The sequence below is a fragment of the Yeosuana marina genome, assembly GCF_011762485.1.
Taxonomy (GTDB): Bacteria; Bacteroidota; Bacteroidia; order Flavobacteriales; family Flavobacteriaceae; genus Yeosuana; species Yeosuana marina.
This window is the reverse complement of sequence record NZ_JAAKGI010000001.1, coordinates 23,388-42,069: the sequence shown is the minus strand read 5'-3', so window position 1 is coordinate 42,069 and position 18,682 is coordinate 23,388. Positions and strand designations below refer to the sequence as shown.

At 34.8% G+C, this 18,682-nt stretch carries 9 protein-coding genes; all 9 read left to right on the top strand.

Annotated elements, in window-relative coordinates; all coding sequences use genetic code 11:
- The 9 genes from G5V56_RS00155 to G5V56_RS00115 all read left to right on the top strand — a co-directional run bounded on the left by G5V56_RS00155 (position 1) and on the right by G5V56_RS00115 (position 18,680).
- Positions 1 to 1,485 (top strand): RagB/SusD family nutrient uptake outer membrane protein, encoded by a 1,485-nt coding sequence (locus G5V56_RS00155; protein ID WP_166959444.1) that lies wholly within the window; start codon positions 1 to 3, stop codon positions 1,483 to 1,485.
- A gap of 17 nt (positions 1,486 to 1,502) precedes the next feature.
- Complete coding sequence (locus G5V56_RS00150; RefSeq protein WP_166959441.1) at positions 1,503 to 3,689, top strand: PKD domain-containing protein; 2,187 nt, start codon at positions 1,503 to 1,505, stop codon at positions 3,687 to 3,689.
- A 12-nt stretch (positions 3,690 to 3,701) separates the two neighbouring features.
- Positions 3,702 to 4,589 carry a glucan endo-1,3-beta-D-glucosidase gene (locus G5V56_RS00145; RefSeq protein WP_166959439.1) on the top strand — a complete coding sequence of 296 codons (888 nt, stop codon included), beginning with the start codon at positions 3,702 to 3,704 and terminating at the stop codon, positions 4,587 to 4,589.
- Between the two features lie 574 nt (positions 4,590 to 5,163).
- Complete coding sequence (locus tag G5V56_RS00140; protein WP_166959436.1) at positions 5,164 to 8,352, top strand: glycoside hydrolase family 2 TIM barrel-domain containing protein; 3,189 nt, start codon at positions 5,164 to 5,166, stop codon at positions 8,350 to 8,352.
- 12 nt (positions 8,353 to 8,364) lie between these two features.
- Positions 8,365 to 9,789, top strand: coding sequence for a glycosyl hydrolase family 16 (locus G5V56_RS00135; RefSeq protein WP_166959433.1), 1,425 nt, complete (start codon positions 8,365 to 8,367; stop codon positions 9,787 to 9,789).
- 32 nt (positions 9,790 to 9,821) lie between these two features.
- Complete coding sequence (locus G5V56_RS00130) at positions 9,822 to 10,706, top strand: glycoside hydrolase family 16 protein (protein ID WP_166959430.1); 885 nt, start codon at positions 9,822 to 9,824, stop codon at positions 10,704 to 10,706.
- A 10-nt stretch (positions 10,707 to 10,716) separates the two neighbouring features.
- Positions 10,717 to 13,530, top strand: a complete 2,814-nt coding sequence (locus G5V56_RS00125; RefSeq protein WP_166959427.1) for a PKD domain-containing protein — start codon at positions 10,717 to 10,719, stop codon at positions 13,528 to 13,530.
- A 205-nt stretch (positions 13,531 to 13,735) separates the two neighbouring features.
- The gene (locus G5V56_RS00120) at positions 13,736 to 15,160 is read left to right on the top strand and encodes a glycoside hydrolase family 30 protein (RefSeq protein ID WP_166959424.1); all 1,425 of its coding nucleotides are present in this window, start codon (positions 13,736 to 13,738) and stop codon (positions 15,158 to 15,160) included.
- A 61-nt stretch (positions 15,161 to 15,221) separates the two neighbouring features.
- A complete protein-coding gene (locus tag G5V56_RS00115; protein ID WP_166959421.1) occupies positions 15,222 to 18,680 on the top strand; it encodes a hypothetical protein in 3,459 nt (1,152 codons plus the stop codon).
- Positions 18,681 to 18,682 lie beyond the last annotated feature (2 nt).

Sequence of the window (18,682 nt, the reverse complement as noted above, 5' to 3'; positions counted from 1 at the left end):
ATGAAAAATTTAAAAACTAAAAATATTCTCATTCTATTTGCTTTTTTAGCAATGTTTTCGTGTGCAGACAGTTTTATTGATGTTGCTTCGCCCGATGAAAACTCAGAGGATTTTTTCAATACAGAACAAGATTATCAAGACGCATTAGTAGCGGCATATGATTATTTACAAGCTACATCCCAACAATTTCAAGTAGGAGAAATTGCTTCAGATAACACATTAGCTGGAGGTGAAAGTGCTACAGATACTCCCGGCATACAGGAAATTGATGATATGATTCATACCCCTTCAAATGATATCTTACGAAATATCTGGACCTGGAATTATACTGGCGTTAATCGTGCTAACTACATCATGGAGTTTCAAGACAAAATAGATTTTCCTAATAAGACTAGTGTTTTAGCACAAGCAAGATTTTTAAGAGCTTTTTACTATTTCGAATTGGTAAAATGGTTTGGAGATGTGCCTTTAGCAATTGATAAGCGTATCCAATTTGGAGATCAATTTAATATCGATAGGGCTCCCAAAGCAGATGTGTATGCATTAATTGAACAAGATTTAATTTTTGCAGCCGCTAATCTTCCTTATACACAACCTGAAACAGGACGAATTACTAAAGGAGCGGCCCAAGCTTTATTGGGTAAAGCTTATTTATATCAAGATAAATTTTCAGAAGCAGCAACGGTATTAGAAGATGTTATTGAAAAGGGGCCGTATGAATTACTTTCGACTGCTGAAGCACCATTAATGTGGGAAAACGATCATGAAAATAACATAGAATCTGTATTCGAAATCCAATATTCAGATGTTGATGGAGGGTCTTACGATTGTTTTCCATGTCTTGAAGGTAATTATGCTGTTGGGTTTAATGGTGTAAGAGGTTATGACGGACCTGTGTTTGATTTTGGTTATAGTTTTAATGTGCCTACTCAAGATGTGGTGGATGCTTTCGAAGATGGAGATATTCGCTTAGGATATTCTATATTAGATATCAAACAATGGATAGCAGATCATCCTGGTGCAAGTTATAACGAAGATGCTGGTTACGAGCAAACAGGTTACTATAACAGAAAATATATAGCACGTTTAGGGGATGCTAACCGTCCAGATGCAGCACTTACTAATCCTAATAATACAAGAGCAATACGTTTTGCAGATGTGTTATTAATGGCTGCCGAAGCATTAAACAGAGGAGGTATAAGCGATACTAGAGCGCAAGACTATTTAAATAGAGTTAGACGTAGAGCATTTGGCGACACATTGCATGATATAACCACAACAGGATCAAATTTAACAAATGCTATTTATCACGAGCGTCGAGTTGAGCTGGTAGGAGAAGGACATCGTTTCTTTGATTTGGTAAGAACAGGAAGAGCTGCACAAGTTATTCCAGGTTTTCAAGCAGGAAAAAACGAGCTGTTTCCAATTCCTATTGAAGAAATAGAATTATCTGGAAATAGATGGCAACAAAATCCTGGATATTAAAATTTAAAAGAATAACTATGAAAGCATTAAAATATATTTTTAGTTTTAGCTTATTGTTGTCGGTCTTCTGTATTAGTTGTACCAATGATGATAACAATTTAGATTATTTAGAGAAGGTTGTAGCCCCTACAAATGTGTCTGCACTTTTTCAAGTAACACAAGACAATACGGGTCTTGTAACTATTACTCCAAACGCAACAGGGGCTGTAAAGTATAATATTACCCTAGGTGATGACACGGCAGAACCAATAGTTGTTAAACAAGGTGAGAGTGCAGAACATACTTATGCAGAGGGAACTTACACTGTAACAATCGAAGCTGTAGGTTTAACAAGTTTAAAAAGTGTAGTTACTCAAGACTTGGTAGTGTCATTTAAAGCTCCAGAAAATTTGGTGGTTACTATTGAAAATGATGCAGCAAAATCTAAACAAGTAAATGTTACAACAAATGCAGACTTTGCTATGTCTTATGAGGTTTACTTTGGGGAAGATGGAATTGATGATCCAGTTACTGCTAATATTGGAGATACAGTAAATTATACTTACCAAGAAGCTGGAACATATACTATTAGGGTAGTAGTAATGGGAGGTGCTATAGAAACCTCAGAGTTTACTGAAGAATTTGAAGTAACAGCTATTTTACAGCCAATAGCATCTGCTAAAAAGCCTCCTTTTAGACAGGATTCAGATGTTATTTCAATTTTTTCTGATGAGTATACTGATATTGCAGGAACTAACTTTTTTCCAAATTGGGGACAGTCCACGATTTATACTGCTTTTGATTTAAATGGTGATGCAATGATTCAATATACTAATTTAAACTATGAAGGTATAGATATTGGTTCAGCTGTTGATGCTTCTACAATGGAAAATCTTCATATTGATCTGTGGGTTGCTAATGATATGTCTATAGATATTTATCCACTTCCAAGTGGTGTAGTTCCAGATGACGAAAGGTTTGTAACTAAACAATTGGTTGCCAATCAATGGAATAGTTTTGACATTCCTTTAACAGACTTTTCAGACCAAGGATTACCATTAGACAATCTTATGCAATTTAAGTTTGTAGGAACACCTGCTGGAGAAACGGTATTTATAGACAATCTTTATTTCTGGAAAGAACCATCTAGTTATGCTCCATTACTTTTTGATGATTTTGATGGGAATAGTAATATCAATACATGGGTAGGAGACGGAGGAACTGGATTAAATACTACGTATTCAAATCCACATGTTGACGCAAATAATTTCTCAAAAACGGTTTTAGAGTATAACGATTCTGGTCAACAATATGCTAATGTTCAATTTTTAGCGCCTTCAAAATTTGATTTATCAGGAGGAAAAAGTGTCTTTTCATTAAAGATTTATGTACCATCTTCAAGTATAACTGGAAGTCAGCCAAATCAAGTTTCATTAAAACTTCAAAATAGTGATTTAGGTGGGAATTCATGGCAAACACAAACTGAGATTGTAAAAACCATAGTTTTAGATGAGTGGCAAGTTCTTACTTTCGATTTTGGATCAGACCCATTTATAAATTTAGACGGTGGTTCACCTGATCCAATTGATAGAACAGATTTAGATAAAGTAGTGATTCAAGTAAATTCAGAGAATAATTACGATAGTGTAATAGCCTATATTGATGATTTTAATTATGGCACGTTAGCTCCATCTGATACGCCACCTATTGCAAGAGATGGGTTTGAAGGCTATGGTACCATTACAACATGGCTAGGAGACGGGGCTGGTATGAATACCGCTTTTGCAAATCCATACGTGGATGCAGATAATGGTTCAGCAACCGTTTTAGAATACAATGATGATGGTGGACAATATGCCAATGTTCAGTTTAGTGTAACACCAAAATTTGATTTAATGGCAAAAAGCAAATTTACGTTAAAAATTTATGTACCATCATCAAGCATAACTGGAACTCAACCCAATCAAGTTTCTTTGAAGCTTCAAAACACGGATTTAGGAGGGAATTCTTGGCAAACACAAACTGAAATTGTAAAACCTATAGTTTTAGATCAATGGCAAGAACTTACATTCGATTTTGTAAATGATACATTTATCAATTTAGATGGTGGCTCACCAGATCCAGTTGATAGAACAGATTTAGATAAGGTCGTAATTCAAGTCAATTCAGAAAACAATACTGATAAAGTTGTTGCGTATATAGATGATTTCAATTACCATAAATAAAATAAAATAATTATGAAAAACATAACATATAAATTAGGAATATTCCTGTCAATTGTCTCGCTTTTTGGCAGTTGTCAAGACGATAATCTTGAAATGGGCGATTTAATCGCCCCTTCAAATATTGATGTGCAAGTACTTTATGCAGATGGAGATAGTTTTGTAACTACAGGTCCAGGAGATGGAACAGGTGTTGTAAAGCTTGAAGCAACCGCCGACAATGCTATATCGTATCAATTTGTTTATAATGGAGAGGCAAAAAGTGCTCCAGCAGGAAGAGAAGGTTATACGTTTTCAAAGCTAGGGTTAAATACGTATGCCGTAACTGTACTAGCTTTTGGTAGAGGAGGAATTTCATCAAGTAAAACCTTAGAGGTTCAAGTCTTATCAACATATTCGCCACCAGCAGATTTATTAACAATGCTTACGGCCGACTCTGAACGTGTATGGAGAATTAAAGGAGAATCTAAGCCTCACTTTGGTTTAGGACCAGTTGCAGGAACTACTCCGTTTGAATGGTATAGTGCTGGAGCTAATGAAAAAGATGGTTTTGGGATGTACGATGATAGATATACGTTTAATATAGACGGAACCTTTACGGCTGTTACCAATGGTGATGTTTTTGGACGTGATCCATTGATTAATGAGTTAGGTGGTTCTGGAGGAACGATAGATGGTGCTGATGTTGAAAATTACGTATATGATGATTATCAAGCTCAGTGGTTTTTAACAGCCCCTGGAGGTGTTGAAACACTTACCTTAACGGGTTTAGCTTTTATAGGCTATTATACAGGTGGAAATCATCAATATGTTATATTTAGTCGTACAGCTGATGAAATGATTTTAACCACGACCGATGGAAATAATGAATTTAACTGGTGGTTTACTTTAGTACCAGAATAGTTTTAAGATTCTTTTAATTAAAGCAGAAGTAATTTTACTTCTGCTTTAATTAAATATTAATAATATCATCGCTGTTTTTTAGAGAATATTTATAATAAACCCTAATCAAAATAAGGTTTACTTTCCTCAATTAATAGGTTAATTAGTCAAATAGTGTTTGTATGTTTCTGATGTTTAAGTAATTAATATAAATTAGTCAAATGGTTGATATAACCATTTGTAGAGTATTATTTAGGTTATAACCATATTTTTTATATGCTTGCACAACACAAGCGGTTTTTACCTATACATTACCACAACATTACTCTTTTTAAAGACTTTTTTACTAAAAATTAATTTCTCAATAATCCCTTGCTATTATTAATACTTTCTTAATATAATAAGGTTTTTTTGTTATGTATGTTTTTTGTTGAGGTGTTTTTTATCAAGTTGATAATGATAAAACATATATTTATCTTTATCTAATTGGGGCAAAATCAGCTATTAAGAAAATATTCTTGAAATACCTTGTTTTTAGACAAGACACTAGATGTTTATTCCAATTAGTAAAAACTAACTTAAATTAAATAAAACTATGAAAAACAATCTTCTTAGATTAATGCTTTTCTTATTTACAATTACCTCTATTGCTCAGGTTGATAAGGTTAAAGTACTGAGTAACGAAGAAGGCATGAAATTAGTTGTCAATGGAAAAGATTTCATGATTAATGGTATGAACTGGGATTATATTCCAATTGGAACAAATACAGTGAATGCTGACTTCTGGAATAAGTCTGATGATATCATTAAAGCAGCGCTCGACAATGAAATGTCTCTTCTAAAGAACATGAATGTTAATGCCGTACGTATGTATACAGGAGTTCCAGCAAGATGGATTAAGTATATCTACGAAAACTATGGTATTTATACCATGCTTAACCATTCTTTTGGACGTTATGGATTAACATTAGACGGTGTGTGGACGCCAATTACCCATTATGATGATGCTAAAACACAAGAGTATCTTCTTTCAGAAGTTGACAAGCTAGTTAAAGAATACAAAAATACTCCTGGTTTATTGTTGTACTTACTTGGTAATGAAAACAATTATGGTCTTTTTTGGCAAGGTGCAGAAACGGAAGATTTTCCAGACGATGAAGAAGAAAAAAAGTTTATTGGAGAATCTCGCGGAAGACCAATGTATAAACTTATGAATGAGGCCGCAAAAAAAATGAAGGCTCTAGATACATCGCACCCCGTTGCCATATGTAACGGAGATGTTTTATTTATAGATATCATTGCAGAAGAATGTAAAGATGTCGATATATATGGTGTGAATTCTTATCGTGGTGTTTCATTTGGAGATATTTTTCAAGTTGTAAAAGACAAACTAAATAAACCTATTATGTTTACAGAGTTTGGCGCCGATGCTTATAATGCTATAGAAGATAAAGAAGATCAAAAAATGCAAGCCTATTATGATTTAGGAAATTGGAAAGAAATTTATGAAAATGCTGCTGGATTAGGAAAAGCAAATAACTCCTTGGGAGGTTTTACATTTCAGTTTAGTGATGGTTGGTGGAAGCATGGTTTCGACAAAAGAGAAGGTGCCGATTTGCATGATACGACTGCGTCCTGGTCTAATGGAGGTTATGGTCAAGATTATAAGGTTGGTGAAAACAATATGAACGAAGAGTGGTTTGGTATATGTGCCAAAGGCCCAACGAGTAATAGAGGTCTTTACGATTTATATCCACGTGCTGCCTACTATGCCTTAAAAGAAGCACACCAATTAAATCCGTATGAAGATGGTGTTACACTAGACTTTGTTGACAATTATTTTGATAACATTCATTTAATGGATGCTGTTTTAAAAGCTAGAGGAGATAAAGCAGCTTTAAAAGCAGATGGTTCCGATAAAATAAAGCTAAGTAATTTTAGAGCAGAATTTACAACATTTAATACTGGAGGAAGCTTAATAACAACACCAAAAACTGAGAATCAAGATGTAGAAACGTATCCGAATAAATTAGGCTTCGATCACATGCAGTCTTATTTTATTGGTGTAGAAGCAAATCCAGCTTCCAACATGCGAGCCGAAGTTAACTTTAATGTTCTTGGTAACGTAGCACAAAATCCTATTGATGAGATTTTTTACGAAAATGTTGGTCGTCCAATTACAGTTACCAATGCAAACGGTGAAGATATTGTTATTACCGATAATAACCGGGTACGTGTTTACAACGCAGAATATGAGTGGAAAACTAAAGTTGCAGATGTAAGAGGTTTTTATAGAACAGGACATTACCATTGGGGATACGAAGGAGATTTCTTTGGTTTATATCCAGAAGCTAATTATGGTCCTAATCTAGATATTTATAATGGTGAGATATTAGGAATGGAGATTGACGGAAAAGGCACTTTAGAAGGTCTTAAGGCAGCATTTGGACCACAATTATGGTGGGGAGCAAATCCAACCGTTCTTTTAAAGTATAGAACTAATTTTAAACATTGGGATATTACTGGTATTTATCATAGAGATTTAGATACAGGTTTAAATTTCGATGCAAACGGACAACGAATTCTTGATGCCAATCAGGTTCGTAGTGGTGTAATACCGCCATGGCCTACAGAACGTGCTACCGTAGTTCTAGAAAGAAAGTTTGGAGCTTTCGGTATTGCTTTAGGTGGTATTTGGGGAGGTAGCCCATTAAATGGAAGTACGTTTCAAGACGTAACTGGCGAATCAGGAAACTATGTGGTGTATCAAGATAAAATAAACTCAGATGATAACTGGGGTGGAAAAGCCAAAATAACCTATCAAAAAGGTAGGTTTAACTGGTATGCACAGACTGCTTATATGGGCTTAGTAGCCAATGGGGGTGCCGATGCAACGATGACATTTACTGGCTGGAAGCTAAAAGATTCTGGAAGCGGAAACCAAACAAATGTACTTTCTGGTTTTACTTACAACATAGGCAATTGGCAAATTGCACCAAACTTTCTTTGGCAGAAACCTCTAGTGGCTCCTATGCCAAATGATGTGAATGCTCCTGGAAGATTAAGAAACTTTATTGACGATCCATTTGCTGTAAGAGGTAATAGAGAGACTACAGCAGGCGAATTACTTTTAACGTTCGATCCAACACCTGGATCTTATTTTTACGATTGGGACAGTGACCGTTCAGAGGATGCTAAACTTGCCTTTAATCTTGGTTTTGTGTATCGTCATCATCCAACAGCGCAAGATGCAGCCATAGGATTTTTAGCGAATCGTACATTTTTTGCGTTTCCAAAATCTGCTCCTGCACAAGATCTTTGGGAAGTAAGCTCTCGAATCGTCTCTAAAGTAAATAGAGATTTAGGACTTATAGCAAACCTTTATGGAGGTAACGCTCAGGCCAACGGTGATAGTGATAGAACCATAAAACGTTTTGGTGGAGACATTAGAATGATTTATAACAAATGGAAAATAGAATACGGTTTTAAAGTTAATGATTGGGGTCCTTTTGATTACCATCGCGATTTTAACCTTACGTTCCCAGTTCAAAACATGATTGATATTTCAACATCAATAGGAAAACCAGATTGGTTCATTTTGCCAGACACTAAGATTGGTATCCGCGGAACGTGGAGGTCTTTAGATAAAAATTCACCTAGGTATTTACCAAATCAAGTACCACCAAACACATTTCCTGCAATACCTCCAATAAGTTCAGTTGGATTTGGTAACGGAAGTGAATGGGAGATTAGAACGTATATACATATCAATATTGGTAAATAAAATAAGATGAAAATGAAAAACATAAAATTTACATATACAAAAATGACATTTGTTCTAGGTCTCATTTTTACAATAGTAGTGAGTTGTGATCGAGAACTTTCAGATGAAGCGGTATTTGCGACTTTTCCAAATACGGCAGAAATATTTATTGATGCTCCAATTGGTATGGGAACCACTTTTTATTTCCCTTTTGGACCAGATCAAGGTAACCCAATTGGATCTAAGTTAGATGCTTGGTCGGTTGATAAGGAAGTTAGTTATGAAGGGTCAGCATCTATGAGAATTGATGTTCCAAATGGTAACGATCTTGATGGAAATTATGCAGGAGCGATTTTTATAATAGATGGAGAAACATCTGGGAGAAATTTAACAGGCTATAATGCATTGACATTTTGGGGAAAAGCAACACAAGCGGCTACCATTAATCAGATTGGTTTCGGACAAGACACGTATAGTACTTTAAGAACTGATATTGATTTTACAACAAATTGGAAAAAATATATTATTCCTATTCCTGATGCGTCTAAGCTTTTAAGAGAGCGTGGTATGTTAACATATGCTACTGGAGGTGTTAATGGGTTAGGTTTTACCTTTTGGATGGATGAAGTAAAATTTGAAAAATTAGGGTCGGTTTCCCAACCAAGACCTATTATCCTAGATGGGGAAGATGTGGCAGTTCAAACATTTACGGGAAGTGAAATTGATTTAGCAGCATCTGGGTTAAAGCCAAAATATAATGTAGACGGTAAAGATATAGTAGTTGTTGCGGCACCTAGTTATTTTAGCTTTATATCATCTAATACCGATGTTGCCATTGTAGATGAGCGAGGAGTGATTAGTATTATTGGAGAAGGCACCGCAGAAGTAACAGCAGAACTCGCTGGAATTAAAGCACAGGGTTCACTAACTATAACCTCTAATGGCGCGTTAAATCCCGCTCCAGTGCCAACGCGACTAGCAGCCAATGTCAGGTCAATTTTTAGCGATGCCTATATACCTGCTACTACTAGTAATTTTAGTCCAGGTTTTGGGGGTTCAACAACACAAACAACGGAATTAGGTTCTGTTGGAGCAAAGGTACTGTCATATACAAATAATAATTTTACCGGTATTATTTTCGATAGTACAATAGACGCATCAACTTTAACACATTTACATATTGATATATATACTGAAAATGCAGGTACTAATGTTAATATACAAATAAGGGATGTTGGAGCCAATGGCGAAATTGAAACTGATGTTAATACCGGTAATCCTATAGGGGATGATAAAGATAAAAGATTTGATGCCAATGGGTTGGCAGTTGGGTCTTGGACATCCATAGATATTCCTTTGGATCAAGGCCTTGCAACTCAAAAAAACAACTTGGGAGCTATTATTTTAGCAGGTGGTCCAGACTTCATACTCGATAACATATACTTCTACAAGGAATAAAATAGATACTTTAAAATTCAAAAAATAAAAAGATGAACAAAACAAAAACATATAAAATAAAGAAACAATCTTTACTGTTTATGTCTTTTCTATTGGTAGCAGTTTTAGTTATCTATAGCTGTGAAACAGATGAAAAACAAACAGTGGCAACGTTTAATAATCTTGTAATGGCAGATGAGTTTGACGTTAATGGCGTTCCAAATCCAGCTATTTGGGGTTATGATACAGGTACGGGCGATAATGGTTGGGGAAATCAAGAGTTACAGTTTTATACAGATCGTTCAGAAAATGTAACAGTTCGAAACGGAATGTTGCTCATTACCGCTCAGAAAGAAAATTATCAAAATTCAACTTATACCTCTGCAAGACTTTCTACCAAAGGATTGTTTGAGCAGCAGTATGGACGTTTCGAAGCAAGAATAAAAGTTCCGTCAGGTTCTGGTTTATGGCCTGCCTTTTGGATGTTAGGAGCCGATAGTGACCAAGTTGTTTGGCCACAAGTTGGGGAGATTGACATCATGGAATATAGAAGACAAGAGCCAACCAAAATTAGTGGAACGGTTCATGGCCCTGGATACTCTGGATTAACAAATCCTCAAGGTCAAATCACTAAAAGTTATGATTTAGAGGAACGACTAGATGAGGGATTCCACATATTTGGTATTGAATGGGGTCCAGACTATATTAACTACTATGTAGACGATGTGTTATATAATCAAATAACACCAGCCGATCTTAAAGTAACGCCGGCTAATTCGACTGGAGAGTTAGGCGAATGGGTGTTTAATAAACCATTTTATATTATACTTAATTTAGCTGTTGGCGGGACTTTTCCAGGAAATCCAGACAGCGACGAAATATTTCCACAAACAATGCTTGTAGACTATGTAAGAGTATATAAAAGCAATAACAACTAACAGAAAAACTATGAAAAAATTAATTAAAAGATTCAAACAAATATCAATTTTGATATTGGCAATAACCTTTGTAGGTTGTCAAGATGATAACGCAGATTTACCAAAAGTTCTTGCTGACTTTACGTATACTGTTAATTCAGATACAGGTGTAGTAACTTTTATTAATCTGTCTGAAAATGCCACCAATTATACTTGGGATTTTGGAGATGGAGGTAGCTCTACACTTATTAACCCGGTAAGAGCCTATCAAAACGGCACATATACAGTTGTTTTAAAATCATCGGTAGCTGCTGGATCTACTGATACTTTTCAAGATGAGATAACCATTTTAATTCCTGAAGTAGCTTCATTGCCAATATCATTTGATGGAGCCAATACTAAGTATGATCCCACGGTCTTTGGTGGTGCATCGTTCTCAATTGTTGATAATCCAGATCCATCTGGTGATAATACAAGTACAGGAAAAGTTGGTTCTATTGTAAACAGTGGTGCTGCTTACGAAGGTTTGTTTTTTGATTTAGGCTCTCCGATTGATTTATCGGTAGATAAAACCATTAAACTTCTTTTTTGGTCGGATAAACCAGTAGATGTCTTACTAAAATTAGAAAGCGGTACAGCCGCAGATATTGAAGTTACCGCAAATCATGGTGGTTCTGGTTGGGAAACGCTTTATTTTACCTTTGATTCTGCAGGTAGTTACTCTAAATTTACCATGTTTGTTGATGGTGCAGGAACAACCTCAGGAACTTTTTATATAGATGATATTACGCAGATTGAAACACCAGTTGCTCCAAATGGATGTGGTGGCACTGTTGTTGCAGCTACAGCATTCCCTGTAGATTTTGAAGGTTGTGAATCTTTTGTAGACTCATTTACAGATGGTGGAAGTATCACGACAGAGCTTGCTGCTAACCCTGATAAAGCTGGTATAAACACGTCAGATTATGCACTTAAAGTAGTTAAAGCTACAGCAACAAATAGATGGGCAGGTATTCAAAATGCATTCCCTGATAATTTTGATGCAACAAAAACACTTAAGATGAAAGTATATTCATCTAAGGCTAATGTTGTTATGAAAATTGAAGTTAACAGTAATCCACAACCAACTGGTTCTGGAAATCCTGGACCACAGTATGCAACTATAACAGATGCTAACACTTGGACAGACGTAGAAGTTACTTTTACAGGAATTCCATCTAACAATACAGGTCTTAATCAAATTGTTATAAAACCAGATAATCCAGATGGTACTGATGGAACGTTAACAGATTCAGAAGCGACTTATTACTTTGACGACATAGAATTTGTTGATGGTGGTGGCTCTAGTGCTACAGCACCAACGACTGCAGCGCCTACTCCTACTCAAGATGCAGCTAATGTAGTTTCAATTTTTAGTGATGCTTACACAGATTTAGCAGGCACAAATTTTAACCCAGGTTGGGGACAAACTACCATACAAACTGTTGAGTCTATTGCAGGTAATAACACGTTAAAATATGCAAATTTCAATTATCAAGGAACAGATTTATCTGCTCCACAAGATTTATCTACCATGGAGTTTGTGCACATAGATGTATGGACAGCAGATGCCACAGTTGTTAAGTTTACACCCATAGGAGGTGGAGAAACGTTATTAGCATTAACACCTTTAACTGCTGGACAATGGAATAGTTATGATATTCCTTTGTCAGACTTTACATCAGTCAACACAAGCGCTATAAATCAATTAAAATTTGATGGACAAGATGGTGTTAATCCTTCAACAATTTATGTAGACAATATTTATTTTTACAAAGCAGGATCTTCAACACCTCTAACTGCACCAAATACTGCTGCTCCTACGCCTACTCAAGATGCGGCTAATGTAGTATCAGTATTTAGTGATGCTTACACAGATTTATCAGGTACAAATTTTAACCCAGGTTGGGGACAAACTACCGTACAAACTGTTGAATCTATTGCAGGTAATAACACGTTAAAATTTGATAATTTCAATTATCAAGGTATAGATTTATCAGCTCCACAAGACTTATCTACTATGGAATTTTTACATGTAGATGTCTGGACAGCGGATGCCACAGTTGTAAAATTCACACCTATAGGAGGTGGAGAAACGTTACTGGCTTTAACTCCTTTAAATACAGGACAATGGAATAGTTATGATATTCCGTTAACAGATTATACAGGAGTTAATACAAGCGCTATAAATCAATTAAAATTTGATGGACAAGATGGCGTTACTCCTTCAACAATTTATGTTGATAATATTTATTTCTATAAGGCCGGCACAACAGGTGGTGGGACAGGTGGTTGTACAGGTACACCAGTTGCTGCAACGGCATTTCCAGTAAACTTTGAAAGTTGTGAATCTTTTATAAGTACATTCACAGATGGTGGAAGTATTACTACAGAGCTTGCTGCAAACCCCTCAAGCACAGGAATAAATACTTCAGCTTATGTATTAAAAGTTGTTAAAGCAACGGGAACAAATAGATGGGCTGGTCTTCAAAATGCATTTCCTAGCAACTTTGATGCAACAAAAACGTTTAAGGTAAAAGTGTATTCATCTAAAGCGAATGTCGTTATGAAGTTTGAGGTGAATAGTTCTCCGCAAGATGCAGGTTCTGGAAATCCAGGTCCTCAATATGCTACCGTTACAGAGGCTAATACTTGGACAGAAGTACAGGTTACATTTACAGGAATACCACCTAGTAATACAGGGCTTAACCAATTGGTTATAAAACCTGATAACCCCGACGGTACTGATGGTACTTTAACAGATACTGATGAGACCTATTATTTTGATGACATTAGACTTGAATAATATAAAATAAAAGGCTAGCTAAAGTTTAAAGCTAGCTAGCCTTTTTTATAAATAATACTTAATAGCAATTGAATTTACTTAAATTTATGTTGGTGAATTTAAGTACTAATCAAACCTTGTAATCATGTTATTTTTAAAACGATTTTTTTATCATTCACAAATTATTATTTGCATTTTGTGTATCAGTTGTAATTCAGAAAAAAAGATGAATCAAACCGATAACAACCAGACCATTAACACTGTAGATGTTTCTAAAATGAAAAGTGAGGTCTATAAAACAGCTCATGATACTCTTTTAAAACTATCTTATGATGGTTCCGTTCAATTTAGATCTTTGGAGCAACCAAAGGAAACAGACGCTTCCGTTGTAGTGGACCCCACAAAAGAGTTTCAAACCTTTTTAGGAATAGGAGCCGCATTAACCGACGCCTCTGCTGAAACCTTTTACAAACTGTCTAAAAAAAATCAAGACCGTTTTATGGAAGCTTACTACAGTCAAGAAAAGGGAATTGGCTATTCTTTAGCACGTACCATTATTCATAGCTGTGATTTTTCTTCAGCAAGTTACACGTATGTGGACGAAGGCGATAAAGAACTTAAAACCTTTAATATAGAACACGATAAAACGTTTAGATTACCATTTACAAAAAAGGCTATTGAAGCTGCAGGAGGAACATTAACCATGTATGCAAGTCCGTGGAGTCCACCAGCATTTATGAAGACTAACAATAATATGTTGCATGGCGGCAAATTAAAACCAGAGTTTTATCAATCTTGGGCTAACTATTATGCAAAATTCATTAAAGCTTATGAAAAAGAAGGTATTCCTATTTGGGGGCTTACGGTTCAAAACGAACCTATGGCTGTTCAGCGCTGGGAGTCTTGTATTTATACCGCTGAAGAAGAACGAGATTTTGTAAAAAATTATTTAGGACCAACCTTGGAAAAAGATGGTTTAGGCGATAAAAAAATTATTGTTTGGGATCATAACAGAGATTTATTGTTTCAAAGAGCTAATGTTATTTTAAATGATTCTGAAGCCTCAAAATATGTTTGGGGAACAGGTTTTCATTGGTATGAAGATTGGAAAGACGGTATTCCTATGTTTGATGCCGTCAAACGCGTGCAAGAAGCATACCCAGATAAAAACTTAATTTTTACCGAAGGCTGTAACGAAAAATTTGATTGGGACAGAATTAATAATGAAGATCCAAAACTAGCCGAACGCTATGGTAGATCTATGATTCATGATTTCAATAATGGAACTGTTGCATGGACTGATTGGAATATATTATTGGATGAAACAGGAGGTCCAAACCATGTAGGTAACTTTTGTTTTTCCCCTGTTCACGGTAACACACAAACAGATGAATTAACGTTTACTGATTCTTATTATTATATAGGCCAATTCTCAAAATTTGTTCGTCCAGGAGCCAAAAGAATCTCAAGTGCGACAAGTTCAAATAAATTGTTAAGTACCGCATTTACAAATACAGATGGCAGTATTGTAATTGTTGTTATGAATCAAAGTGAAACAGAATTGAATTTTACGCTTTCTATAGCGAATAATACAGCGAATTTAAATGCGTTACCACATTCAATTCAAACTATAATTTTGAAAAAAGCCTAAAAGTACTAACAAAGGAAACAGACCATGTTATGGTAAATTAAGAATATAAAAGAAAAGATTAATGAGTAGTAAAGATATGTATATCGGTAATCTAAAAATGCAATCAACCGATAAGGAGATAACAGGGACCATGGTTCAGTTTGAAAATGAAAATTATTATAAAATTTCAAACGTCGAAGCGATGCGTCCTTTTTTTATGAGTGTTGTAAGCGATTCCAACCATTGGATGTTTATATCAAGTAATGGAGGGTTATCCGCAGGACGAAAAAACTCAGAATCATCATTGTTTCCTTATTATACAGATGATAAAATTACCGAATCAGCCGAAACAACTGGAAGTAAAACCATTATACACGTTTCTAAAGATAGCAAAACATATCTATGGGAACCTTTTTCAAACAGACAAGAAGGGATTTATAATATTAGCAGGAACTTATATAAAAGTATCTATGGTAATAAAATTGTTTTCGAAGAAATTAATCACGATTTAAAAGTAACCTTTAAATATCAGTGGAATTCTAGTAATGAGTTCGGTTTTGTTAAAAAATCAATGCTTGTTAATAATAATACATCAAAAACGAGTATAACTGTTTTGGATGGTTTGCAAAACATATTACCATCAGGTGTAAATTCAGCTTTACAAAATGCGAGCAGTAATTTGGTTGATGCGTATAAAAAATGTGAACTTGAAGAAGAAGTTGGTATAGGCGTTTTTGCATTGAGTGCTTTTATTGTGGATAAGGCCGAGCCTAGCGAAGCTTTAAAGGCTAATATCGTATGGTCCATAGGTGTTGATAATCCAACCTATTTACTATCATCGTTACAGCTTCATGATTTCAGACAAGGAAAGCAATTGACTCAGGAAGTTGATATAAAAGCTGAAAAAGGTGCGTATTTTACATGTTCTAATGTCATGCTAGAAGCTCAATCTGAAAAAACTTGGATGACTATTACTAATGTAAATCAATCTATTAGCGGCGTTAATTATATTTCAAACTTAATTAAAACCGAATCTGATTTAAGGCAATTAGTTCAAAACGATATTGATCAAGGAACTGCCAATTTAATTAATTTGGTTGGTGCGTCTGATGGTTTACAAAAAACGGCAGATGTTTTAACAAATACGAGACATTTTGCTAACACGCTTTTTAATATTATGCGCGGTGGTATTTTTGATGACGATTATAACATCGAAAAGCAAGATTTTATAAAATATATTGCGAATGCGAATAAAAAAGTCTTAAAGAAAAAAGAAGATGTTCTTAAGGCTTTGCCAGAACTTTTTTCGTTAAAATATATAAAAAACATCGCTAAGGAAGATGACGACAAAAACTTTAAACGCCTTTGTTTTGAATATCTGCCACTAAAATTTAGTAGACGTCATGGCGACCCAAGTAGACCTTGGAATAGGTTTTCAATTAATACACGAAGTGAAATCGATGGTTCTAAAATTCTAGATTACGAAGGTAACTGGCGTGATATTTTCCAGAACTGGGAAGCGCTTGCACACTCGTATCCAGAGTTTATCGAAAGTATGATTCACAAGTTTTTAAATGCAACCACATTTGAAGGCTACAACCCATATAGAATAACTAAAGATGGTTTTGATTGGGAAGTGATAGAAGAAGATGATCCATGGTCGTACATTGGATATTGGGGAGATCATCAAATTATCTATTTGTTAAAATTCTTAGAATTTATTGAAAATCATTATCCTAATCAATTAGAAAGTCAATTTAATAAAGACCTTTTTGTATACGCCAATGTGCCTTACAAAATTAAGAGTTATCAAGATACACTTCGTAATCCTAAAGACACGATTGATTTTGATTATCATTTAAACGAAGAAATTTTCAAGAAGAAATCTGAACTGGGAGCAGATGGCACCCTACTTAGAGATAAAAATTACTTTATTTATAAAGTCAATTTAATCGAAAAATTGTTGGCAACGGTGTTAGCAAAAGTCTCTAATTTTATTCCAGAAGGTGGTATTTGGTTAAATACACAACGTCCAGAATGGAATGATGCGAATAATGCTTTGGTAGGTAATGGGGTTTCTATGGTAACCTTGTATTATTTAAGACGTTTTTTAAATTTCTTTGAAGGGGTAGTTTCTAAGGCAAGCAGTGAGCAAATAGAAATATCTGAAGAATTAGTTACGTTTTTTAACAAGGTTGTAAGTGCTCTTCATGACCATGAGTCTATCCTTTCAGGAAAAGTTTCTAATAAAGATAGAAAAACAATCTTAGATAAATTAGGTACGGCAGGTGGCGATTATAGACTAAAAATTTATGAAGAAGGGTTTGAAGGAAATAAAGAGTCTATTAGCAAATCAGATATTTTAAGTTTCATCACAGTTACTTTAAAATATCTAGATCATAGTATTGAAGCCAATAAGAGAACAGATAAGTTATATCATGCTTACAACATCATGAGTATTGAAAATGATGAGGTGTCTATTTCTTATTTACCGGTTATGTTAGAAGGTCAGGTGGCCGTTTTAAGTTCAGGATATTTATCACCTAAAGAGGCTTTAGATTTGTTAGATGGTTTAAAAAATAGTGCGTTATTCAGACCAGATCAATATAGCTATATTTTATACCCTAACAAACAATTACCGAGGTTTGATAAAAAGAATAATATACCAACTGCTAAGGTTGAAAAATCAGAATTACTAAAACAATTAGTAAAAGAAGGCAATACTCAAATTGTAGAAAAAGATGTATTTGGCAATTACCATTTTAACGGAAGTTTTCATAATGCCAAAAGTTTAAAGGGAGCTTTAGCTAACTTATCAGCGGAAACCTATCAATCACTTGTCAATAAAGACACTAAATATTTATTAGACCTTTTTGAAGAAACGTTTGATCATAAATCGTTCACCGGCCGTTCAGGAACCTTTTTCGGGTATGAAGGCTTAGGATCTATTTACTGGCATATGGTTTCTAAATTATTACTAGCCGTTCAAGAAAATTGTTTGTTGGCTGTTAATACAAATGAAAGTGAGGTAGTCATAGGTAAGTTGTTAGATCATTACTACGAAATTGAAGCAGGTATTGGTGTTCATAAATCGCCAGATCTGTATGGAGCCTTTCCAACAGACCCATATTCACATACACCTGGCAATAAGGGGGCGCAACAACCAGGAATGACGGGACAAGTTAAAGAAGATATTTTAAGCCGAATAGGAGAACTAGGTATTTTTGTAGAGAATGGATCTATACTTTTCAACCCGAGATTATTAAGAAAAAGTGAGTATTTAAAAGATGCCAATAGTTTTGAATATACCGATGTTAATAAACAAAAACGAATTATCCAATTAGAAAAAGATTCACTTTGTTTTACGTATTGTCAAGTACCAATTATATATAAGTTAAGCGATAAAGAAGAACTTAAAGTTATTTATAATAATAATCAAGAAGTTAATCTTAATCATTTGAAACTTGATGAAGCAACAAGTAAAAAAATGTTTGAAAGAACAGGAGAAATTCAACAAATAGTAGCTTTTATAAAACAATAAAC